The following is an 18,363-nucleotide window of genomic DNA, read 5'->3' as shown; positions in this document are numbered from 1 at the left end:
TTTTGCAGGAGCGAGCTTGCTCGCGAAAATCGTCAACGATAACGCGGCAAGCCGGGCGCCCAGCGGCGCTCTCAGGTTTTTCGCCAGCAAGCTCGCTCCTACAAAGGAAAGGCAAAAGGCAGCAATAGTCGTATTCCGAGTGCCCCGGTTATGTTTGGCCGAAGGCTTGTGTCATGATGATCCGACCGCAGGTTAGTCGTCCTCTTCCTATATGAATAGATCTTCCGCGTTGCTCCTCGCTTTTGTCTTCCTCAGCGGCTGCCAGGCCATGGCACCCGTGTCGCCGGACGCTACGTCGCCGGTGGAAGACAGCACTCCCGCCCCTGAAAAACCCAAGGTTTATTCCTCGTTCAGTGAAGAAACGATCTACAGCCTGCTGACAGCTGAGCTGGCCGGCCAACGCAATCGCTTTGATATTGCGCTGGATAATTACGTGACCCAGGCCATCAACACCCAGGACCCCGGGATTTCCGAGCGAGCGTTTCGCATCGCCGAATACCTGGGCGCCGACCAGGCAGCGCTGGACACCTCGCTGATCTGGGCCAAAAATGCCCCGGATGATCTGGAAGCCCAGCGCGCCGCAGCCGTGCAACTGGCGCGTGCCGGGCGCTATGACGACTCCATGGTTTATATGGAGAAGGTCCTGCAGGGCAAAGGCGACACACATTTTGACTTTCTTGCGCTGTCGGCCGCCGACACCGACCAGGACACGCGCAACGGCCTGATGAAGAGTTTCGATCGCCTGCTGCAAAAGCACCCGAAGAACAGCCAGTTGATTTTCGGCAAGGCCCTGCTGCTGCAACAGGACGATGAAGCCGACGCCGCGCTCAAGCTGCTGGAGCAGAACCCGCCGGAAGAAGGTGAAATCGCGCCCATCCTGTTGCGTGCACGCCTGCTGCAAAGCCTTAACCGCGGCAAGGAAGCGATTCCGCTGCTGGAAAAAAGCATCAAGAAATACCCCGGCGACAAGCGCCTGCTCCTGACCTATGCACGTATGCTGGTTGAGCAGGACCGTATGGAAGACGCCAAAGTGCAGTTCGCCAACCTGGTCCAGCAATACCCGGACGACGACGAACTGCGTTATTCCCTGGCATTGGTGTGCCTGGAAGCCAAAGCCTGGGACGAGGCCAAGGGCTACCTGCAAGAGCTGATCGAACGTGACAGCCACGTGGACTCGGCGCACCTGAACCTGGGCCGCATCGCTGAAGAGCGCAACGACCCGCAGGCGGCCCTGCTTGAATACGCCCAGGTCGGCCCCGGCAATGATTATCTGCCAGCGCAATTGCGCCAGGCCGATATCCTGATGAGCAACGGCCGCACCGACGAAGCGGAAAAACGCCTGGCCGCGGCCCGCGATGCCGAGCCGGATTACGCCATCCAGCTGTACCTGATCCAGGCCGAGACCTTATCGGCCAACAAACAGGGCGAACGCGCCTGGAAACTGTTGCAACAGGCGTTGCTGCAATACCCCGACGATTTGAACCTGCTGTACACCCGCGCCATGCAGGCAGAAAAACGCAATGACCTGGCGCAGTTGGAAAAAGACCTGCGGCTGATCATCAAGCGCGACCCGGACAACGCCATGGCACTTAACGCCCTGGGCTACACCTTGTCCGACCGCACCACGCGCTACGCCGAAGCCAAGGCGCTGATTGAACAAGCCCATGCGCTCAACCCGGAAGACCCTGCCGTGCTCGACAGTCTGGGCTGGGTGAATTACCGCCTGGGCAACCTCGACGAGGCCGAGCGCTTGCTGCGCCAGGCCCTGGAGCGTTTCCCGGACCAGGAAGTTGCCGCACACTTGGGCGAAGTGCTCTGGGCCAATGGCAAGCAGCGCGAAGCCCGACAAATCTGGGAAAAATTCCTCAAGGAACAACCCGACAGCCCCATCCTGCGCAGCACCATCAAGCGCCTGACCGGATCCGAGACCCTTTAAGCTTATGTTCTTGCGCCACGTTATCGTTTTCAGCTTCATCGCCCTGCTCGCCGGTTGCGCGGGCATCGGCAGCCGTGAATCCGTTGAAGGCCAGGGCAACCCGGCCCAATGGAAACAACACAAGGATCAGCTCAGCAGCATCGATGGCTGGCAGATCGAGGGCAAGGTCGGAGTACGTGCGCCGAAAGACTCTGGCAGCGGCACGCTGTTCTGGCTGCAGCGCCAGGACTATTACGACATTCGCCTCTCGGGCCCCCTGGGCCGTGGCGCGGCCCGCCTGACTGGCCGGCCAGGGCAAGTGAGCCTGGAAGTGGCCAACCAGGGCCGCTACGAGGCAACCTCCCCGGAAGAATTGCTGGAGCAGCAAATTGGCTGGAAGTTGCCCGTCTCGCATCTGGTCTGGTGGGTGCGCGGTCTGCCGGCGCCGGACAGCAAGAGCCGTCTGAGCCTCAATGGCGACAGCCGCCTCGCCACCCTGGAGCAGGATGGCTGGCAGGTCGAATATTTGAGCTACGTGGAGCAAAGCGGTTATTGGCTTCCCGAACGTATCAAGCTGCATGGCACCGACCTTGATGTCACGCTGGTGATCAAGGACTGGCAACCGCGCAAACTGGGGCAATAACGTGTCCGCACAAAAATTGACCCTGCCCTCCCCGGCCAAGCTCAACCTGATGCTGCACATCCTCGGTCGCCGTGAAGATGGCTACCACGAGCTGCAGACGCTGTTTCAGTTTCTCGACTACGGTGATGAACTCACCTTTGCCGTGCGCGACGATGGCGTGGTCCAGTTGCACACCGAATTCGACGGCGTGCCCCACGACAGCAATCTGATTGTGCGGGCGGCAAAAAAACTTCAGGAACAATCTGGCTGCAGACTCGGCATCGATATCTGGATCGACAAAATTCTGCCCATGGGCGGAGGTATCGGTGGCGGCAGCTCCAATGCCGCGACCACTTTGTTGGGCCTCAATCATTTATGGCAACTGGGCTGGAACCACGACCGCCTTGCTGCGCTGGGCCTCACGCTGGGCGCCGACGTCCCGGTTTTCGTGCGGGGGCACGCCGCATTTGCTGAAGGCGTCGGGGAAAAACTCACCCCTGTAGAGCCCGAAGAACCTTGGTATGTCGTGCTGGTGCCGCAAGTATCTGTAAGTACAGCAGAAATTTTTTCAGATCCGTTGTTGACACGTAACTCTTCTCCCATTAAAGTGCGCCCCGTTCCCAAGGGAAACAGTCGAAATGACTGCTTACCGGTTGTAGCAAGGCGTTATCCAGAGGTACGTAACGCTTTGAATTTGTTAGGTAAATTTACCGAAGCAAAATTAACCGGAACTGGAAGTTGTGTGTTTGGGGGCTTCCCAAGCAAAGCTGAAGCTGATAAAGTCTCGGCCCTTCTTACAGAGACCCTTACAGGGTTTGTAGCAAAAGGAAGCAACGTTTCGATGTTGCATCGCAAGCTGCAAAGTCTGCTCTAAAAGGAACCGAGTGTTAGGCACTCGTTGCAACAGATACAGGGGCGTCGCCAAGCGGTAAGGCAGCAGGTTTTGATCCTGCCATGCGTTGGTTCGAATCCAGCCGCCCCTGCCATTTTCTAATACTCATCCAGGTTACCCTCAGCCTCTAGGTACTGCGCGTGTCCAAGATGATGGTCTTTACGGGGAATGCCAACCCCGATCTGGCTCGACGTGTCGTACGTCAGCTGCATATCCCTCTCGGTGACATCTCTGTCGGTAAATTCTCCGACGGCGAAATTACAGCCGAGATCAATGAAAATGTCCGCGGTAAAGACGTCTTCATTATTCAGCCGACCTGCGCTCCGACCAACGATAACCTGATGGAACTCGTCGTGATGGCTGATGCCTTCCGCCGCTCCTCAGCGACTCGAATCACAGCTGTAATCCCTTACTTTGGTTATGCCCGTCAGGATCGCCGTCCGCGCTCCGCACGTGTAGCTATCAGCGCGAAAGTCGTTGCTGACATGCTGACCGTGGTAGGTATCGACCGTGTGCTCACGGTTGACCTGCACGCTGACCAAATCCAGGGGTTCTTCGATATTCCAGTAGATAACATCTACGGCTCCCCCGTCCTGGTGGATGACATCGAAGACCAGCGCTTTGAAAACCTGATGATCGTGTCCCCGGACATTGGTGGCGTCGTGCGTGCACGGGCTGTTGCCAAATCCCTGGGCGTGGACCTCGGGATCATCGACAAACGCCGTGAGAAAGCCAATCACTCTGAAGTGATGCATATCATCGGTGATGTCGAAGGGCGCACCTGTATTCTGGTTGATGACATGGTCGACACCGCCGGCACCCTGTGCCACGCGGCGAAAGCCTTGAAAGAGCACGGTGCAGCAAAAGTCTTCGCCTACTGCACACACCCTGTGCTGTCGGGCCGAGCGATCGAGAACATCGAGAACTCCGTGCTGGACGAACTGGTGGTGACCAACACCATCCCGTTGTCCGCCGCAGCTCAAGCCTGTGCACGTATCCGCCAACTGGATATTGCACCGGTCGTTGCCGAAGCGGTTCGCCGCATCAGCAATGAAGAATCGATCAGCGCGATGTTCCGTTAAGGGTCAAACCAACGGATCACCTCACTGACGAAAAGCGCCCCGCCCCAGCATTCCGCTGGGGCGGGGCTTTTTTGCCCATATCGAGTTCGGCGCTGGTCGCAAACGCCCCTCGATGATGGCTATTTTGGAGATACAACATGAACGAATTTACTCTGAACGCCCAAGCGCGTACTGACCTGGGGAAAGGTGCGAGCCGCCGCCTGCGTCACGCCGCCAACATCCCAGCCGTTGTCTACGGTGGTAACAAGCCTGCTGAATCCGTGACCATCCTGGCCAAGGAAATCGCCAAGCTGTTCGAAAACGAAGCTGCCTACAGCCACGTTATCGAGCTGAACGTCGACGGCGCCAAGCAGAACGTCATCGTTAAAGCAATGCAGCGTCACCCTTCCAAGCAGTTCATCATGCACGCTGACTTCGTTCGCGTTGTAGCTGGCCAGAAACTGACCGCCATCGTGCCTGTGCACTTTGTGGGTGAAGAAGCTCCGGTCAAGAAAGGCGGCGAGATCTCTCACGTCCTGAACGAAATCGAAGTGACCTGCCTGCCGAAAGACCTGCCTGAGTTCATCGAAGTCGACCTGTCGGCTCTGGAAATCGGCGCCATCGTTCACCTGTCCGACCTCAAGGCCCCTAAAGGCGTTGAGTTTGTTGCACTGGCTCACGGTGATGACAAAGCTGTTGCCAACGTTCACGCTCCACGCGTTGCTCCAGAAGAAGCTGAAGAAGGCGCTGCAGAGTAATTCACTCTGTATTGCCGGAGCTTGAGGAAACATCGCGGACCGAAACGTAGCGAGAAAGCGGGCGATAACGCGGCGTTTACTCTTGAGTAAATGATGTAGTGTCGTCCACTTTCGCCGCATCTGGGTACGGCGATGTTATCCACAACTCCAAAGGAAGGGCCCCTGTCGTGACTGCCATTAAACTGATCGTTGGCCTGGGAAATCCAGGCGCCGAATACGAACAGACCCGGCATAACGCGGGGGCCCTTTTTGTTGAGCGTATCGCCCACGCCCAAGGCATCAATCTGGTGGTCGATCGCAAATATTTTGGCCTGACCGGGCGCTTCTCGCATCAGGGTCAGGATGTTCGTCTGTTGATTCCCACCACCTACATGAACCGCAGCGGCCAGGCTGTCGCGGCGCTTGCGGGCTTCTTCCGGATCAAACCCGAAGAAATCCTGGTGGCCCATGACGAACTGGACCTGCCACCCGGCGTAGCCAAGCTCAAGCTCGGCGGCGGGCATGGTGGGCACAATGGCCTGCGTGACATCATCGCGCAGTTGGGCAATCAGAATAATTTTTACCGTCTGCGGCTCGGCATTGGCCACCCAGGCGTTGCCAGTATGGTTTCAAATTTCGTCCTGGGTCGTGCGCCACGCGCCGAACAGGAAAAACTCGATGCCAGCATCGATTTTGCCCTCGGCGTGCTGCCGGATATCTTCGCCGGTGAATGGAACCGTGCGATGAAAAACCTGCACAGCCAGAAGGCTTGACTCTTATCCGAGGGGAAACACCATGGGATTCAATTGCGGCATCGTCGGCCTGCCCAACGTCGGCAAGTCCACCCTGTTCAACGCCCTGACCAAGTCCGGTATTGCGGCGGAGAACTTCCCCTTCTGCACCATCGAACCCAACAGCGGCATCGTACCAATGCCGGACCCGCGTCTTGACGCACTGGCGGCCATCGTCAATCCCAAGCGCATCCTGCCGACCACCATGGAGTTCGTCGACATCGCGGGCCTCGTCGCCGGCGCCTCGAAAGGTGAAGGCCTGGGCAACAAGTTCCTGGCCAACATCCGCGAAACCGATGCTATCGCCCACGTGGTCCGCTGCTTTGAAGACGAGAATGTGATTCACGTCTCCAACAGCGTAGACCCCAAGCGCGACATCGAGATCATCGACCTGGAACTGATCTTCGCCGACCTCGACAGCTGCGAAAAGCAACTGCAGAAAGTCGCGCGTAACGCCAAGGGCGGCGACAAGGATGCAGTGGTCCAGAAGGGCCTGCTGGAGCAGTTGATCGCGCACTTTACCGAAGGCAAACCGGCGCGCAGCCTGATGAAGAATATGGGGGCCGATGAGAAGGCCGTGATCAAGGGCTTCCACCTGCTGACCACCAAGCCTGTGATGTACATCGCCAACGTTGCCGAAGACGGCTTTGAGAACAACCCGCTGCTCGACGTGGTCAAGGCCATTGCCGACGAAGAAGGCGCCATCGTTGTTCCGGTGTGTAACAAGATCGAAGCGGAAATCGCCGAGCTCGATGACGGCGAAGAAAAAGACATGTTCCTCGAGGCCCTGGGCCTGGAAGAGCCGGGCCTGAACCGCGTGATCCGCGCCGGCTACGAAATGCTCAACCTGCAGACCTACTTCACCGCCGGTGTCGAAGAAGTCCGCGCCTGGACCGTCAAGGTCGGTGCTACCGCGCCACAGGCGGCTGGCGTGATCCACACCGACTTTGAGAAAGGCTTTATCCGCGCTGAGGTGATCGCTTACAACGACTTCATCCAGTTCAAGGGTGAAGCCGGTGCCAAGGAAGCCGGTAAGTGGCGCCTGGAAGGTAAGGATTACATTGTCAAAGATGGCGATGTGATGCACTTCCGTTTCAACGTGTAAGCGTTAGCTGAACCTCTGCCCGATACAAAAAAACCGACGCATTGCGTCGGTTTTTTATTGCCTCCTGTTTCTACCTGCCACCCAACTAAAAGCCCCACACATAGAAAACTTAATCACTCATAACCCTTGATCGATTTAAACGATGAATCCTTCAAGCCTTAAGTCTTCTCCTACACTAAAGATTCAACAACCATCAAGAATGCACTTGAACAATACAGCGCCCTGACATAGTTAATATTTGACACGCTCTCGCGCAGTATTTTCATACTAATAAGCACGATGACATTTTTGATTATTTGCGCTCTACTGACCGCACGCCAACAGCGTTCTATCAACAGTGAAGTGATAGCGATAGTGGAGCACCCTGACTATGTCAGCCTCTTACAAGACAACAAATGAGACATACTTCCCTTCTGTTGAAACCTTGGATATCGAACGTACGCTCAAGAGTACCGCAGCGCTCGATATCGATATTTTGTTGTTGGGGGAGACGGGTACTGGCAAGGATACCCTGGCCCAACGAATCCATCGTTTGTCGAGGCGACGAGGTCATTTTGTCGCAGTGAACTGCGCCGCCATCCCGGAAAGCCTCGCAGAGAGCCAACTGTTCGGCGTCAACACCGGCGCCTATACAGGAGCAGTGCAATCACGTGCGGGTTTTATCGAAACCGCACACCTGGGCACCTTGTATCTGGATGAAATCGACAGCATGCCGCTTTCCATGCAGGCCAAACTTCTACGTGTGCTGGAGTCACGTGGCGTCGAACGCCTGGGCTCAACCCGGTTTATCCCGGTGGACATGCGAGTCATCGCCTCTGCGCAACAATCCCTGCATGAGATGGTCGAGCAGGGAAAGTTCAGGCGCGACCTGTATTTCCGCCTGAACGTCGTAAATATCAATCTGCCTGCGCTGCGCAATCGCCGTGACCGAATCGTCCCGTTGTTCCTGAGTATGATTCAAGAGGAAGCCGAGCACTATAAGTGTCTCGCCCCAAACCCTTGCAGTGAGCTAGTCCAACAGTTGCTGTGCCATCCATGGCTGGGGAATGTGCGTGAACTGCGCTCGACTGCCAAACGTTTCGTGCTGGGTCTGGCGCCATTATCAAGCTCGCCCTCGAACGCTACAAACCAACCCACCAACCTGAAAGAACGCCTGCAACAAATCGAGAAAGCTCTGATTGAAGAGTCGCTGCGGCGTCATACCTACTGTGTGGACGAGGTGGCTGTAGAGTTGGGCATGGCAAAGAGAACGCTTTACTACCGAATGAAACAACTAGATATACAGTAGCCCGCTGCTCAGCCCACACCGAAGACACCTTCAGACACACCCTTTAAGTAAAAGCGGGAACCATATTCGAGCCTGAACCACACAAGGATGAGCCTGATATATTTAGTGCCTATCGGCAGCAACACTATTGCAACTACGCATCAAGGCTCAAATGTCATTTCTTAGATAGCGGAGCATCACTATGAGTATTTCTGGCATCAACCCGCAAAGCTACCACCCCCCGGTCACCGGTGGCGAAAACGCAGACCTTAAGGCAGAAAGGAAGCAACTGCTTCGCGAATCCATGAAAGAAAGCAATGAGGCGTTCAGGATCAGTGAGCAGAAAAAGAACAACGACGCGCTGCGTTAAATAGCTTCACCGCCCTTGGTCATCAAAGGGCGGGTTTCCCCTTAGAGGTCCATATGCAAATAGAAGAAGTCGACGTATTACGCGAATATCAAAACGGCCTTACAGCCCACAGGTCCCCTACCCAACCTACGCACCACAGCGAAGATGCGAGCTTTTTCAGCGCGTTATTGGCCCCCTCGATGCAACGGGTTACCGCCACGCCATCCGCGAACGCACTGACCGACGCTTTGCAGTATTTGGACAAGGCTAAAAGTGGTATGAGTCGAGGTCTCAAGGACTTCAACAATGAGTTCAAAGAAAAAAATCGGCTCAACTACACCCCCAATCTTTCAGACTCCATTCTACTGACCCAAACCCTGGTGAAGTGCGTCGGCAAGGGCGCGCAATGCCTAGAAAAAATCAGCAACCTGCAGTAGGAAAAAATGACTCGTTTTCTATCCGTCGGATTAGTTTTCTCGCTGGCGCTGATGCTGGGCGGCTGCGGCGAAAGTGTCGAACTGCATCGCCAACTCTCCGAGCAGGATGCCAATGAGGTCATCGCGGAACTGGCTGACAAACACATACGCGCACAAAAAGTGCCTGCCAAGGACGGCGTCGTGGTGCGTGTCAATGCAGCCGATATCAGCCGCGCCGTTCGCACACTGGAAGCGGTCGGATTGCCCAAGGTCGCCCGTGCCACGATGGGGGACACCTTCCGCAAGGAGGGCGTCATCTCTACGCCACTGGAAGAGCGTGCCCGGTATATCTATGCCCTGTCCCAGGAGTTGGAGGCGACCCTGTCAAACATCGATGGGGTCATCGTCGCTCGTGTGCACGTGGTGCTGCCCGAACGCGTGGCTCCCGGTGAGCCCGTCCAACCCGCCTCCGCCTCAGTGTTCATCAAACATGACCCACGACTGGAGCCCGACAGCATCCGCGCGCGCGTACGCAGGATGGTATCCAGTAGTATTCCTGGCATGACCACTGCACTGGATAACGCGCAGAAGCTCACGGTGGTTTTTGTACCGGCAACGGCTTACCAGGAACAACAACGCCTGAGCTACTTCGGTCCGTTCCTGATCCCTGAGGAAGACGTCGGTTTTTGGCGTACCGCTATGAGCGCTCTGGTTATCGGCGCGATACTGACACTCGCCTTGGCGCTGTTCTGGCGCATACGAAGCCAACGATCCAGGCAGGAACCTGTCGCCCCAGCGCCTCTAGCGAATGAGTGATCATCTGGCCTGGGCCCAATGGTGGGCCAGTCCGTGGCAGTTTTCGCACCCGGACGCGACCAGCGCTCACGCCTACCACGCAGTACCCGCCTTGTGCCGCAGCCAACCCGCGCTGGCGTGCGCAGCGTTGGGCATCGAGCCATGCCTGCCTCCCCCTCCCTGTGCAACGGTGCTTGGTTTGGCCCTGGCTTCACGGGAGCAGTTCGATCTGGCGATAGCACTGCTGGAGCTTACGTGCCATCCCAACCTCGACAGCCCCTTGTGCGATGAACACCGCAAGTGGTGTGAGCGCCTTGCCAAGGCGCTACACCCTGACGCCCTGTTGCAGCCGGAGGATGATCCAATGCAATTGCTGAGGGCCTGGGTCGAGCCTGCTGTCTGGCAACGCCTTCGTCTGCGCTTGCCGCCTGACCGGGTGCAGGCACTTGAAACCACACACCTGCCATTTGACGATGCGCATGGCCGGCTCAATACGCTGTGGCAGGCGATTGTCTGGCGTATCGACGCAACGGGTAGTGAAACAACTCGTCGTTAACGGCAACACACCAGAGCATTGTCTATGTTGACCCAACGCAAAATCGAATTGCACGACGGCGCTTCCGGGCAGCCAAAAGTACTGATTACCCGGGAGATGCTCGCCGATTGCTTTCAGTCCGCGCAGTTGCTAGATAGCGCACGGGCCCAAGCTGAAGAGCTGCTGCGCCAGGCGGTTGAGCATCGTGAAGAAATGCTTGAGCAGGCCCGCCTCGACTTCTGGTCACGCGCCCACGCGCAACTCAGTGCGTGGGAGCGCCAACGCAAGGCGATGTGTGACAACCTCGAACACTACGCAACATCCATCGCCAACCGAGCCTTCCACTGCCTGTTGGAGGAAGTGCCTCCCCCAAAGCGCCTTTCGGCATTGGTCAAACAGTTGGTAACGACGCAAATTCCACCTATGAAGGCCACCCTGGTTTGCAACCCGCTCGAGCATGAGCAGATAGCCCAAGCCTTGGTCCAGCTGGGCTCTACACCTTGGAAGCTTCGCCCCGATGACCAGGTCAAACCTCAATCGCTGCTACTGGAAACAGATGAAGGCGATTTTCGGATCGACTGGGCCTCGATGCGAGAAATATTGTTTACAAACTTGTAGGGACATAGCGGTAGAGGCGGGCGATATCTTTAAAAAAATTTCTTCCGATGGAACTGGTGGCAAACAACCCGCCACACAGTTCAGACACATCTGGAGTAAAAATCATGGACTTTCACGGAAACCTGAAAAACCATCTATTGAGGCAAGTTCAGGCTGATATCAAGCGGGTGAATACGGCCTATAAAGATCCGGAAGCGCTCGATGCAGATATCGATTACTTCAGCAACCTCATGAAACAACAGAAGCTCTCAGTCATCGCGTTCAACGAACACACGCGCTCCAGACATACACTGCTCAAAACAGCGCTGGATGGCGTGCAATAAGTTGCAAGCACTCCTTGCCGGTTGGCTGAATGGCCACGAAGAGCAGCTCACCTTGTTTGAGAGCGACGACGAAATCATCTTTCAACGCGTTTCGAACAGACTGCTGGTAAAGGTCCAGTTGACCCAGGCGGGCGATCACAAAGCCCAGTTGCGCACCTGGATGCGCCTGGGAGGCCCTAGCCTGAGCTATTTTCACGGTGCAGTTGCATTGGCGCCGACCACCGGTGCGCTTTGGCTTATTCAATGCGTGGAGAGGGGGCACGGCGAAGCGCTGGCGAAGTGTCTCGAGTCCCTCCTCAACCAACGCGACACCTGGCGCGCCGTCGTCGCGCGCCAGGCGCGGCCTGTACGCACATTCATATCCACGTCGCTGCGCTCGACACCGTACTAACCAGAGACTTTCCCATGCCTGATAAAAACGACAAGCACAAACGCTTGCGCCCTCACGTACCTGCTTTTACTCCCCGCGCCGCCTGGTGTTGGCTCATTATGCTGCCTGGGTGGCTGCTACCACTGGATAGCGCGCTGGCCGCTATACCTCCTGAGTGGAAGAACACGGCCTACGCATATGAAGCCCAGCACAAGCCAGTGCGCGAAGTGCTGGAGGATTTTGCCCAGACATTTGGTACTCAGCTTCAGGTCGAGGGCCTGCTCGAAGGTAACGTCAACGGCAAGATACGCGCAAATACGCCGCAATCATTGCTCGACCGGTTGGGGGTCGAACACCGTTTCCAATGGTATATGTATAACAACACCCTCTATATCAGCACCCTGGACCAGCAAGAATCCGCGCGCCTGGAAGTCTCCTCCGAGACCATCGCGGACCTCAAACAAGCGCTGACCGATATAGGCTTGCTCGACAGTCGTTTCGGCTGGGGCGAGTTGCCGGAAGACGGTGTTGTGCTGGTCTCCGGCCCGAAGGTTTATATCGAACAGATCAAGCGCTTCAGCAGCCAGCGCCGTTCTACGGATGAAAAACAGAGCGTGCTGAGCTATCCACTGAAATTCGCCAGCGCGGCGGATCGCCAAATGGAATACCGCAACGAAAAAATCATCATCCCCGGTGTAGCCACCATGCTAAGAGGGCTTCTGGAACCGCGCTCACCCTCATCGTCTTCGGCGCAGTCTCAACGCTCCATCACCCCGCCCCCGTTCATCACTCCGGTGGTGCCACGCTTGAGCAACCCGTTGCTGGGGCAAATGCTCGGCTCCACGCCGACAACCGGGTTGAACGACTCGACCGATACGGGCATGTCAATCACCCGGCGGTCCCCCCTCAGCCCTGCCCGTATCCGCGTCGAAGCCGACTTGCGCAATAACGCCATCCTGATTTATGACGTGCCGGAACGGCAGGCAATGTATCGCGAACTGATCACCCAGCTCGACGTGGCACGCAAACTGGTGGAAATCGATGCCATCATCCTCGACATCGAGCGCACGCAACTGCGCGAATTCGGGGTGAGATGGGGCTTTCAGAACAGTCGCTTCAGTGGCGCAGCCAACATGATTTCCGGCAACGCTCAACTGACAATTGAAAACCGCGGTCGTTTCGACGCGGAGATACGCGCGCTGGAAGCCAAGGGCCTGGCAACCATGGTGTCCAATCCGTCAGTCCTGACACTGGAAAACCAGCCAGCGGTAATTGATTTCAACCGGACCCAATACCTGACTCGCGGTCGGCAGAACGCTACGATTTTACCGATCACCGTGGGTACCAGCTTCCAGGTCGTGCCCCGCGTCATCACGAGCCGTGGTGGCCATCAGATTCAGCTGTTGGTAGATATCGAGGACGGTAACTTCGAAGAGGCCAAGCCTACTCCCGGCAGCTTCGATGTACGCCGGGGCAAAGTCAGCACCCAAGCCATCATGGCCGAAAAACGTTCGCTCGTGGTCGGTGGTTTCCATGTCACCGAAAGCACCGACAAGCACAGCAAAGTACCCCTGCTGGGGGATATTCCGCTGTTGGGCAAGGCGTTGTTTTCCTCCACTGAACGACAGAACAATCGGCGCGAACGTCTATTTATCCTCACGCCACGCGTTATCGGCGACCAGACCGACCCGTCACGCTACCTGCCCCGGGCAGACCAGGTCGAATTGCAAGCCGCTCTCACCCCCCTGGCCAGGCGCTACGACCCTCACCAGCCAGTGATCAAGCGCAGCGACATTATCAGTACCCTGGCGCACCTGGTCACCGGGCAAGTGCCCAAAGCCTTCAAGGTAGCACCGATGCCCCTGGGGCTGAACACCTTGTGCAGTACCCGCAACTTGCTGGCGCTGAACACCGAGCGCAGCCAGTGGTACGCCGGCCCGCAGTACAACGTAGCCGTGGTGGTGCTGCGCAACCAGTTCAATCGCAATGTGCGCATCGACGAAAAGGAATGCAGTACTTCGCAAACCCTGGCCGTGAGTGTCTGGCCCCGCGCCTGGCTCAAGCCGGGCGAGGAAGCAGAAGTGTTTATCGCCATGCGCCCGGTGGTCAAGGATGAACACATCAACGTGCCCCGTCCCTCCCTGATCACTCCAACTCAAAAGGCCAAGCCATGAAACATCGCTCGCTGTACGTCACCCTGATCGGCGCGGCGCTGCTCGTCGCCGGTTGTACGCCCACCTGCAAGGGCGACTCCTGCTCACGTCCGCAATCGTCCAAGGACAAGCTGGTGATTTGGTGGCCTTCACAAACGCGCGTCGAACCCGGCCCTGCCGGAGAGCGTCCGGACTATCAGACGGTGTCGCTGGAACGATGAGCGCCCAGGGAACCCCGGCCGATGAACGCCAGGTCTTCCTCGACAGCCTGGTGGGCGGCTCTGCCGCCCACCTGACGCTTGGCCCGGGGGTAACAGCCAGCAACATGCAAGCCGGAACCCGTCAGGGTCTGGCCCTGCACGTGGCTCGCGAGGCGCTGCAAGCCTCACAATTGCAGAACGCGCTGGAGCGGCGTTTCGAGCAGGCCGTGGCATTCGATGGCTGCTTTATCTACATTGACGCACAGGACGCGCTGGTGATCTGGCATGCACTGCCCCCACAGCCCAACCTGCTCGACAGGCTCCTCAGCCGAATGTTGTCGTTGGCCAACCTTGAAACCCTGGATGCGCGTACCCGGCGCTGATCAACGCAGGTCAAGCTCCGGCAACTCCAGAGTTTCACGCTTGGCCTCATCATCAAGCTCGCGCAGGGTGCGGTAGATCAATGCCACGGCCTGCAGGGTTTCACGAGGAATTGTCGCCCCCAGCTTGTTCGTATACAGCGTACGGGCCAGCCACACGCACTGGATCACCGGTACATCAGCCGCTTTGGCGCGAGCGATCAACGCACGGGCGTCATCATCAGTCCCTTTGCTCACCAGCAGGGGCAGCGGCGTTTTGCCGGGGCGGTAATACAAGGCCACGGCAAAGTGCGTCGGGTTGACCACCAGCATATCGGACTCCTCCAGCTTGGGCAGCTTGACCTTCGGCTCCTCCTGGGCCAATTGCTGCGCCAGGGCGCGGCGCTGCCCCTTCACGTGGGGATCGCCCTCCATGTCCTTGTACTCTTTCATGACCTCGACCTGGGTCATGCGCATGCGCTTGGCAAAAAAGTATTTCTGCATTGCGAGGTCGATAAGCGCCAGCACCAGCAATAACCCGAGACAGGCATGCAGCAGATAGCGGAACAGGGCGATCAATCCCAGGAGGTAGCTTTGCAGATCGCTGGTGGCCATATTGATCAACGCCCCCAGGGAAGGCCAGATCACCACGTACAGGATCAGGCCCAGCAGTGTTGCCTTGACGATGCTCATCAACAGGTTCATTACCGACTGGGCAGAAAACATTTGCTTGAGTTGGCTGAGCGGGTTGAGACGATTGAAGTCGAGCTTCAAGGCGTCCGGCGCGAACAGAATCCCGAACTGCATCCAACTGCTGACCAGCTTCGTGATAATCGCCACCGCGGCCATCAACAGGGCGAAGGAGAAAAACAACATCAAACCTTCGACCATCACTTCTTCCAGCGCCTGCGGGAAAGGCAAGGACAGACGCGTGATCGGCAGCAGCATCAACTGCTGGAAACGTTGCAGGCTGCTCTCGGCGGTGAACAAGGCGATTTCGCTGATGGCTGTCAGCACCAGTAGCTTACCCACATCCTGGCTTTGGGCGACTTGGCCTTTCTTACGCTGATCACGCAGCTTCTTGGCTGATGCGGGGTGCTTCTTTTCCCCCGAATCACTCATGACAGCGAGGCCTTGAAGAACACGCCCAGGGAGTGCTTGAGGTCTTTAAGCAAGCCCATGCGCCCGACGATCAGATCCTGCAGCAACGCAAAATACAACAACAGCACACCGATACCCGCCAGGCTCTTGAGGGGCGGCGCCAGCGTACTCACTTGCAATTGCTGACTGTAGACCCCCAGCAGCGCGATGCCGAACTCCAGCAACAGCAGCACCGCAATAAAGGGGGCAGCGTAGAGCATCATGTGCGTGAAGGTATCGCCAAGCAGGCCGACAAATACATCGAACCCATCGGCAGCGGGCAGTGGAAACCACACCGTCGGTGGCCAGAGCAGATAGCTGTCCCAGATCACCTGCGTCAACGCCCCGAGGCCCATACTGGCCATCAGCAAAAAAATCGCCAATTGTTTGAACAGATGCCCGGCCGGCGTCGCGTCTGGCCCAAGCGAGGGGTTGAGCTGACCACCGGCCAAAGCTCCCCGCTGGTTATCCAACAACGCCCCGACCGACTCGAACAGCCAGAACGGCATCGACAGCAACACGCCCAGCAATAACCCCAGGGCCAACTCTTTGAGGACCAGCCCTCCGAGCATCAGCGCCGAGTGTTCCTGGCCCTCCAGCAAGACATGAATGGCAGGTGCAGGCAGCAGTGCCATGACCACCACAATGGTGTGCCGCAGCATGCCGCGTATATGTTGAAAACAGAATGCCGCCACGAGGAAAGCGCAGGGGTAGATACGCGCCATGGCGACCAGCAGGGAGGGCAAATATTCAAGATATAACAGCACAGGCAGACCTCAGTGCAGGGCCGATCGACCGATCATGTCAAAGGTCAAGTTCATCAACTGGATCAACTCCACACCGATCCAGCGACCGGTCATGATCAGGGTGATCCCCACTGCCACCAGCTTGATACCGAAGGGCAACGTCTGGTCCTGGACCTGCATCAGTGCCTGCACCAGGGAGGTCATGACCCCCACCACCACCGCCACGATCAGCGGCGGCGCCGTCAGCATGACTACCAGCAACATGCCCTGCTTGAACAGTACGATGGGTTCCATAGGTCACTCAGAGATAGGAAAAGAACAGGCTGTCGAGCAACCGCGACCACCCGGAGACCATCACGAACAAGAGCAATTTGAGCGGCAGGGAAATGGTCATGGGCGAGACCATTTGCATACCCAAAGCCAAGAGGAGATTGGAAACAATCAGGTCAATCACGATGAAAGGGATATAGATCAGAAAGCCGATTTCGAACCCCGCCTGCAACTGTGACAGCACAAAGGCCGGCGCCAGCAGGATCAGGTCCTCACGTTGGACCTCCTGCGCCATCTGCGCCGGCCACATGCGCATGGCATTTTCCAACAGGTGGGTAAGAATATCCGGGTCACTGTTGCGCAGCATGAAGGTGCGCAATGGTTTGATCGCCTCCATTCCCGTCTGTTGGAGTGCGCCTACGCTGGTCAGGTCCAGGGGCGACACCTTGACGATCTCGGCCATCTCATAGCCTACAGGCGCCATGATGAACAGGGTTGCCGCCAGGGCAATACCATTGATGGCCATGCCCGGAGGCACCTGCTGCACACCGATGGCATTGCGGGTGATCATCAGCACAATCACGATCTTCAGGAACGCCGTGCAGACGACCAACAGCATGGGCATCAACGACAGTGCCCCAAGAAATATTGCCAGGACGACCGGATCTATTCCCTGGAAACTATTCATCGAGAAAAGATCACGCGAGACATCTGCAGCCCCAGCCGCCCGTCCACTTCAACCAACTGGCCCAGGCCGAGGGGGCGGTCGCCGTAATAGAGACCGGCAGTGCCGGGGGCATAGCCGGCAACCCCCAACACCGCGCCGGGCGCAAGGTTGCGTAATTCGCCGAGGGTCAGGTTCAGCGTACCGCACCGTACATTGAGCGCCATGCTCAGCTCGTCGAATGGTTCATGCCCGAACACATCCATCACCGCTGTTTCATCCTCATGCTCTGAGTAGGGCTGTGTTGCAAAATCCTCATCCACAAACATATCCTCGATAGAAGTAAGGGTCAGGCGCATCGGCCCGGACTCAGCGTCGATCCAGCCCACCAGGCGCTGTTTGCCAACCTGCACGTGGCCGGCTCCCGACGCACTGAAAAAGGCTCGCTCAAGCACCAGCACGTCACCAGCCCGCAAGCCGCGCAGTTGGTGCATGGACAACCGCAGGTGCCCAAGCGTTACGTCAACCGCCAGCCGAAACTGCGCCGGCATCGGCTCAGCCCTGGATCGCCACGGCCCCGCCTTGCATAGCGCCAGAAAGCTCTCGACAGACAGCCACAGATAGCCCGCCACGCGAGAGGCCCCAAGCGTCACGCAGAGTCGACAACCAAAGTTCATGGGGCGAGCGCCTGGCAGCAAACGCAGGTACCCAAACAACGCCTGCACCTGAGGGCTCAGATGATGCTGGAACAACTCCCAGAACCAGGCGTCCGGATCATTCCCGGCCTGCTCGAGCGTCACGGGGCATTCACCCATCAAGCTGAACTGTGGTCCTGGCTCACTGAAGGCCAAGACGCCACAGGCGGTTTCGAAGCAGAGCGGCTGGATGCCCACAGGAGCAGTACCAGGCTCCATTCTCAACTCGCCACTCGACCCAGCGACCTCGAACGGCATACACAACCCTTGCCCCAAGCGCTGCCGGGCAACCGCAATATCGGTTTTGAATCTGGGAAGTATCAAAGGTGGCAGCATCATG

At 57.5% G+C, this 18,363-nt stretch carries 23 protein-coding genes, 1 tRNA gene and 1 pseudogene; 20 read left to right on the top strand and 5 right to left on the bottom strand.

Annotated features, from left to right (window positions below):
- Positions 1 to 16: 16 nt before the first annotated feature.
- The 20 genes and pseudogenes from BT204_RS28130 to BT204_RS12230 all read left to right on the top strand — a co-directional run.
- Positions 17 to 103: pseudogene (locus BT204_RS28130) on the top strand (outer membrane lipoprotein carrier protein LolA); the annotation flags it as partial.
- 108 nt (positions 104 to 211) lie between these two features.
- Entirely contained in the window at positions 212 to 1,936 is a 1,725-nt protein-coding gene (locus BT204_RS12320) for a tetratricopeptide repeat protein (protein WP_034128082.1), read from the top strand.
- 4 nt (positions 1,937 to 1,940) lie between these two features.
- Positions 1,941 to 2,558 carry a lipoprotein insertase outer membrane protein LolB gene (gene lolB / locus BT204_RS12315; protein WP_032893661.1) on the top strand — a complete coding sequence of 206 codons (618 nt, stop codon included), beginning with the start codon at positions 1,941 to 1,943 and terminating at the stop codon, positions 2,556 to 2,558.
- A 49-nt stretch (positions 2,559 to 2,607) separates the two neighbouring features.
- Positions 2,608 to 3,411, top strand: coding sequence for a 4-(cytidine 5'-diphospho)-2-C-methyl-D-erythritol kinase (gene ispE / locus BT204_RS12310; protein WP_232103882.1), 804 nt, complete (start codon positions 2,608 to 2,610; stop codon positions 3,409 to 3,411).
- Positions 3,412 to 3,448: 37 nt separating this feature from the next.
- Positions 3,449 to 3,523 (top strand) — tRNA-Gln (locus tag BT204_RS12305).
- A gap of 46 nt (positions 3,524 to 3,569) precedes the next feature.
- Positions 3,570 to 4,511: a ribose-phosphate pyrophosphokinase gene (locus BT204_RS12300; RefSeq protein WP_003171603.1), complete on the top strand. Its 942-nt coding sequence runs from the start codon at positions 3,570 to 3,572 to the stop codon at positions 4,509 to 4,511.
- Between the two features lie 137 nt (positions 4,512 to 4,648).
- Entirely contained in the window at positions 4,649 to 5,248 is a 600-nt protein-coding gene (locus BT204_RS12295) for a 50S ribosomal protein L25/general stress protein Ctc (protein ID WP_003188351.1), read from the top strand.
- A gap of 167 nt (positions 5,249 to 5,415) precedes the next feature.
- Positions 5,416 to 6,000 carry an aminoacyl-tRNA hydrolase gene (gene pth / locus BT204_RS12290; protein ID WP_054921813.1) on the top strand — a complete coding sequence of 195 codons (585 nt, stop codon included), beginning with the start codon at positions 5,416 to 5,418 and terminating at the stop codon, positions 5,998 to 6,000.
- A gap of 22 nt (positions 6,001 to 6,022) precedes the next feature.
- On the top strand, positions 6,023 to 7,123 hold the full coding sequence (gene ychF, locus BT204_RS12285; RefSeq protein WP_014716830.1) for a redox-regulated ATPase YchF: 1,101 nt from the start codon (positions 6,023 to 6,025) through the stop codon (positions 7,121 to 7,123).
- A 370-nt stretch (positions 7,124 to 7,493) separates the two neighbouring features.
- Positions 7,494 to 8,411: a sigma 54-interacting transcriptional regulator gene (locus BT204_RS12280; RefSeq protein WP_072446981.1), complete on the top strand. Its 918-nt coding sequence runs from the start codon at positions 7,494 to 7,496 to the stop codon at positions 8,409 to 8,411.
- 181 nt (positions 8,412 to 8,592) lie between these two features.
- A complete protein-coding gene (locus tag BT204_RS12275; RefSeq protein WP_034128085.1) occupies positions 8,593 to 8,760 on the top strand; it encodes a hypothetical protein in 168 nt (55 codons plus the stop codon).
- Positions 8,761 to 8,813: 53 nt separating this feature from the next.
- Positions 8,814 to 9,176, top strand: coding sequence for a hypothetical protein (locus BT204_RS27885; protein WP_057977397.1), 363 nt, complete (start codon positions 8,814 to 8,816; stop codon positions 9,174 to 9,176).
- A gap of 6 nt (positions 9,177 to 9,182) precedes the next feature.
- A complete protein-coding gene (gene sctJ / locus BT204_RS12265; RefSeq protein WP_054897135.1) occupies positions 9,183 to 9,971 on the top strand; it encodes a type III secretion system inner membrane ring lipoprotein SctJ in 789 nt (262 codons plus the stop codon).
- 178 nt (positions 9,972 to 10,149) lie between these two features.
- The gene (locus BT204_RS12260; protein ID WP_232241746.1) at positions 10,150 to 10,506 is read left to right on the top strand and encodes a type III secretion protein; all 357 of its coding nucleotides are present in this window, start codon (positions 10,150 to 10,152) and stop codon (positions 10,504 to 10,506) included.
- A gap of 24 nt (positions 10,507 to 10,530) precedes the next feature.
- Positions 10,531 to 11,103, top strand: coding sequence for a type III secretion system stator protein SctL (sctL, locus tag BT204_RS12255; RefSeq protein WP_054897137.1), 573 nt, complete (start codon positions 10,531 to 10,533; stop codon positions 11,101 to 11,103).
- Positions 11,104 to 11,207: 104 nt separating this feature from the next.
- Positions 11,208 to 11,426 (top strand): hypothetical protein, encoded by a 219-nt coding sequence (locus tag BT204_RS12250; RefSeq protein ID WP_034128090.1) that lies wholly within the window; start codon positions 11,208 to 11,210, stop codon positions 11,424 to 11,426.
- A gap of 1 nt (position 11,427) precedes the next feature.
- Positions 11,428 to 11,817, top strand: coding sequence for a type III secretion system chaperone (locus BT204_RS12245; RefSeq protein ID WP_034128091.1), 390 nt, complete (start codon positions 11,428 to 11,430; stop codon positions 11,815 to 11,817).
- Positions 11,818 to 11,831: 14 nt separating this feature from the next.
- A complete protein-coding gene (gene sctC, locus BT204_RS12240; protein ID WP_072446979.1) occupies positions 11,832 to 13,970 on the top strand; it encodes a type III secretion system outer membrane ring subunit SctC in 2,139 nt (712 codons plus the stop codon).
- Complete coding sequence (hrpT, locus tag BT204_RS12235) at positions 13,967 to 14,170, top strand: HrpT family type III secretion system protein (RefSeq protein ID WP_054897139.1); 204 nt, start codon at positions 13,967 to 13,969, stop codon at positions 14,168 to 14,170. The genes sctC and hrpT overlap by 4 nt, the downstream gene beginning before the upstream one ends.
- On the top strand, positions 14,167 to 14,532 hold the full coding sequence (locus BT204_RS12230) for a hypothetical protein (protein WP_034128094.1): 366 nt from the start codon (positions 14,167 to 14,169) through the stop codon (positions 14,530 to 14,532). The genes hrpT and BT204_RS12230 overlap by 4 nt, the downstream gene beginning before the upstream one ends.
- Here the strand turns inward: BT204_RS12230 and sctU are convergent, their stop codons facing one another.
- Genes sctU through BT204_RS12205 form a run of 5 tightly spaced genes read right to left on the bottom strand, consistent with a single transcriptional unit; the run spans position 14,533 to position 18,362 of the window.
- Positions 14,533 to 15,630 carry a type III secretion system export apparatus subunit SctU gene (sctU, locus tag BT204_RS12225; RefSeq protein ID WP_034128095.1) on the bottom strand — a complete coding sequence of 366 codons (1,098 nt, stop codon included), beginning with the start codon at positions 15,628 to 15,630 and terminating at the stop codon, positions 14,533 to 14,535. It abuts the gene before it with no gap.
- The gene (sctT, locus tag BT204_RS12220) at positions 15,627 to 16,415 is read right to left on the bottom strand and encodes a type III secretion system export apparatus subunit SctT (protein WP_072446977.1); all 789 of its coding nucleotides are present in this window, start codon (positions 16,413 to 16,415) and stop codon (positions 15,627 to 15,629) included. Before sctT ends, sctU begins: the two co-directional genes overlap by 4 nt.
- A gap of 9 nt (positions 16,416 to 16,424) precedes the next feature.
- The gene (gene sctS, locus BT204_RS12215; protein ID WP_034128097.1) at positions 16,425 to 16,688 is read right to left on the bottom strand and encodes a type III secretion system export apparatus subunit SctS; all 264 of its coding nucleotides are present in this window, start codon (positions 16,686 to 16,688) and stop codon (positions 16,425 to 16,427) included.
- 7 nt (positions 16,689 to 16,695) lie between these two features.
- Positions 16,696 to 17,352, bottom strand: a complete 657-nt coding sequence (sctR, locus tag BT204_RS12210) for a type III secretion system export apparatus subunit SctR (RefSeq protein WP_034128098.1) — start codon at positions 17,350 to 17,352, stop codon at positions 16,696 to 16,698.
- Complete coding sequence (locus BT204_RS12205; RefSeq protein WP_057977403.1) at positions 17,349 to 18,362, bottom strand: FliM/FliN family flagellar motor switch protein; 1,014 nt, start codon at positions 18,360 to 18,362, stop codon at positions 17,349 to 17,351. Before BT204_RS12205 ends, sctR begins: the two co-directional genes overlap by 4 nt.
- Between the last annotated feature and the right edge of the window lies 1 nt (position 18,363).

The sequence above is a fragment of the Pseudomonas sp. NFPP02 genome (genome assembly GCF_900119355.1).
GTDB lineage: Bacteria > Pseudomonadota > Gammaproteobacteria > Pseudomonadales > Pseudomonadaceae > Aquipseudomonas > Aquipseudomonas paracarnis.
This window is presented reverse-complemented; position numbering and strand designations above follow the sequence as displayed.

Bases quoted from the DNA above. Each gene is read 5' to 3' on its own strand.
- BT204_RS12320 (WP_034128082.1), top strand. From the start codon at position 212: ATGAATAGATCTTCCGCGTTGCTCCTCGCTTTTGTCTTCCTCAGCGGC.
- lolB (WP_032893661.1), top strand. From the start codon at position 1,941: ATGTTCTTGCGCCACGTTATCGTTTTCAGCTTCATCGCCCTGCTCGCC.
- ispE (WP_232103882.1), top strand. From the start codon at position 2,608: ATGCTGCACATCCTCGGTCGCCGTGAAGATGGCTACCACGAGCTGCAG.
- BT204_RS12295 (WP_003188351.1), top strand. From the start codon at position 4,649: ATGAACGAATTTACTCTGAACGCCCAAGCGCGTACTGACCTGGGGAAA.
- ychF (WP_014716830.1), top strand. From the start codon at position 6,023: ATGGGATTCAATTGCGGCATCGTCGGCCTGCCCAACGTCGGCAAGTCC.
- BT204_RS12280 (WP_072446981.1), top strand. From the start codon at position 7,494: ATGTCAGCCTCTTACAAGACAACAAATGAGACATACTTCCCTTCTGTT.
- BT204_RS12275 (WP_034128085.1), top strand. From the start codon at position 8,593: ATGAGTATTTCTGGCATCAACCCGCAAAGCTACCACCCCCCGGTCACC.
- BT204_RS27885 (WP_057977397.1), top strand. From the start codon at position 8,814: ATGCAAATAGAAGAAGTCGACGTATTACGCGAATATCAAAACGGCCTT.
- sctJ (WP_054897135.1), top strand. From the start codon at position 9,183: ATGACTCGTTTTCTATCCGTCGGATTAGTTTTCTCGCTGGCGCTGATG.
- sctL (WP_054897137.1), top strand. From the start codon at position 10,531: ATGTTGACCCAACGCAAAATCGAATTGCACGACGGCGCTTCCGGGCAG.
- BT204_RS12250 (WP_034128090.1), top strand. From the start codon at position 11,208: ATGGACTTTCACGGAAACCTGAAAAACCATCTATTGAGGCAAGTTCAG.
- sctC (WP_072446979.1), top strand. From the start codon at position 11,832: ATGCCTGATAAAAACGACAAGCACAAACGCTTGCGCCCTCACGTACCT.
- hrpT (WP_054897139.1), top strand. From the start codon at position 13,967: ATGAAACATCGCTCGCTGTACGTCACCCTGATCGGCGCGGCGCTGCTC.
- BT204_RS12230 (WP_034128094.1), top strand. From the start codon at position 14,167: ATGAGCGCCCAGGGAACCCCGGCCGATGAACGCCAGGTCTTCCTCGAC.
- sctU (WP_034128095.1), bottom strand. From the start codon at position 15,630: ATGAGTGATTCGGGGGAAAAGAAGCACCCCGCATCAGCCAAGAAGCTG.
- sctS (WP_034128097.1), bottom strand. From the start codon at position 16,688: ATGGAACCCATCGTACTGTTCAAGCAGGGCATGTTGCTGGTAGTCATG.
- sctR (WP_034128098.1), bottom strand. From the start codon at position 17,352: ATGAATAGTTTCCAGGGAATAGATCCGGTCGTCCTGGCAATATTTCTT.
- BT204_RS12205 (WP_057977403.1), bottom strand. From the start codon at position 18,362: ATGATGCTGCCACCTTTGATACTTCCCAGATTCAAAACCGATATTGCG.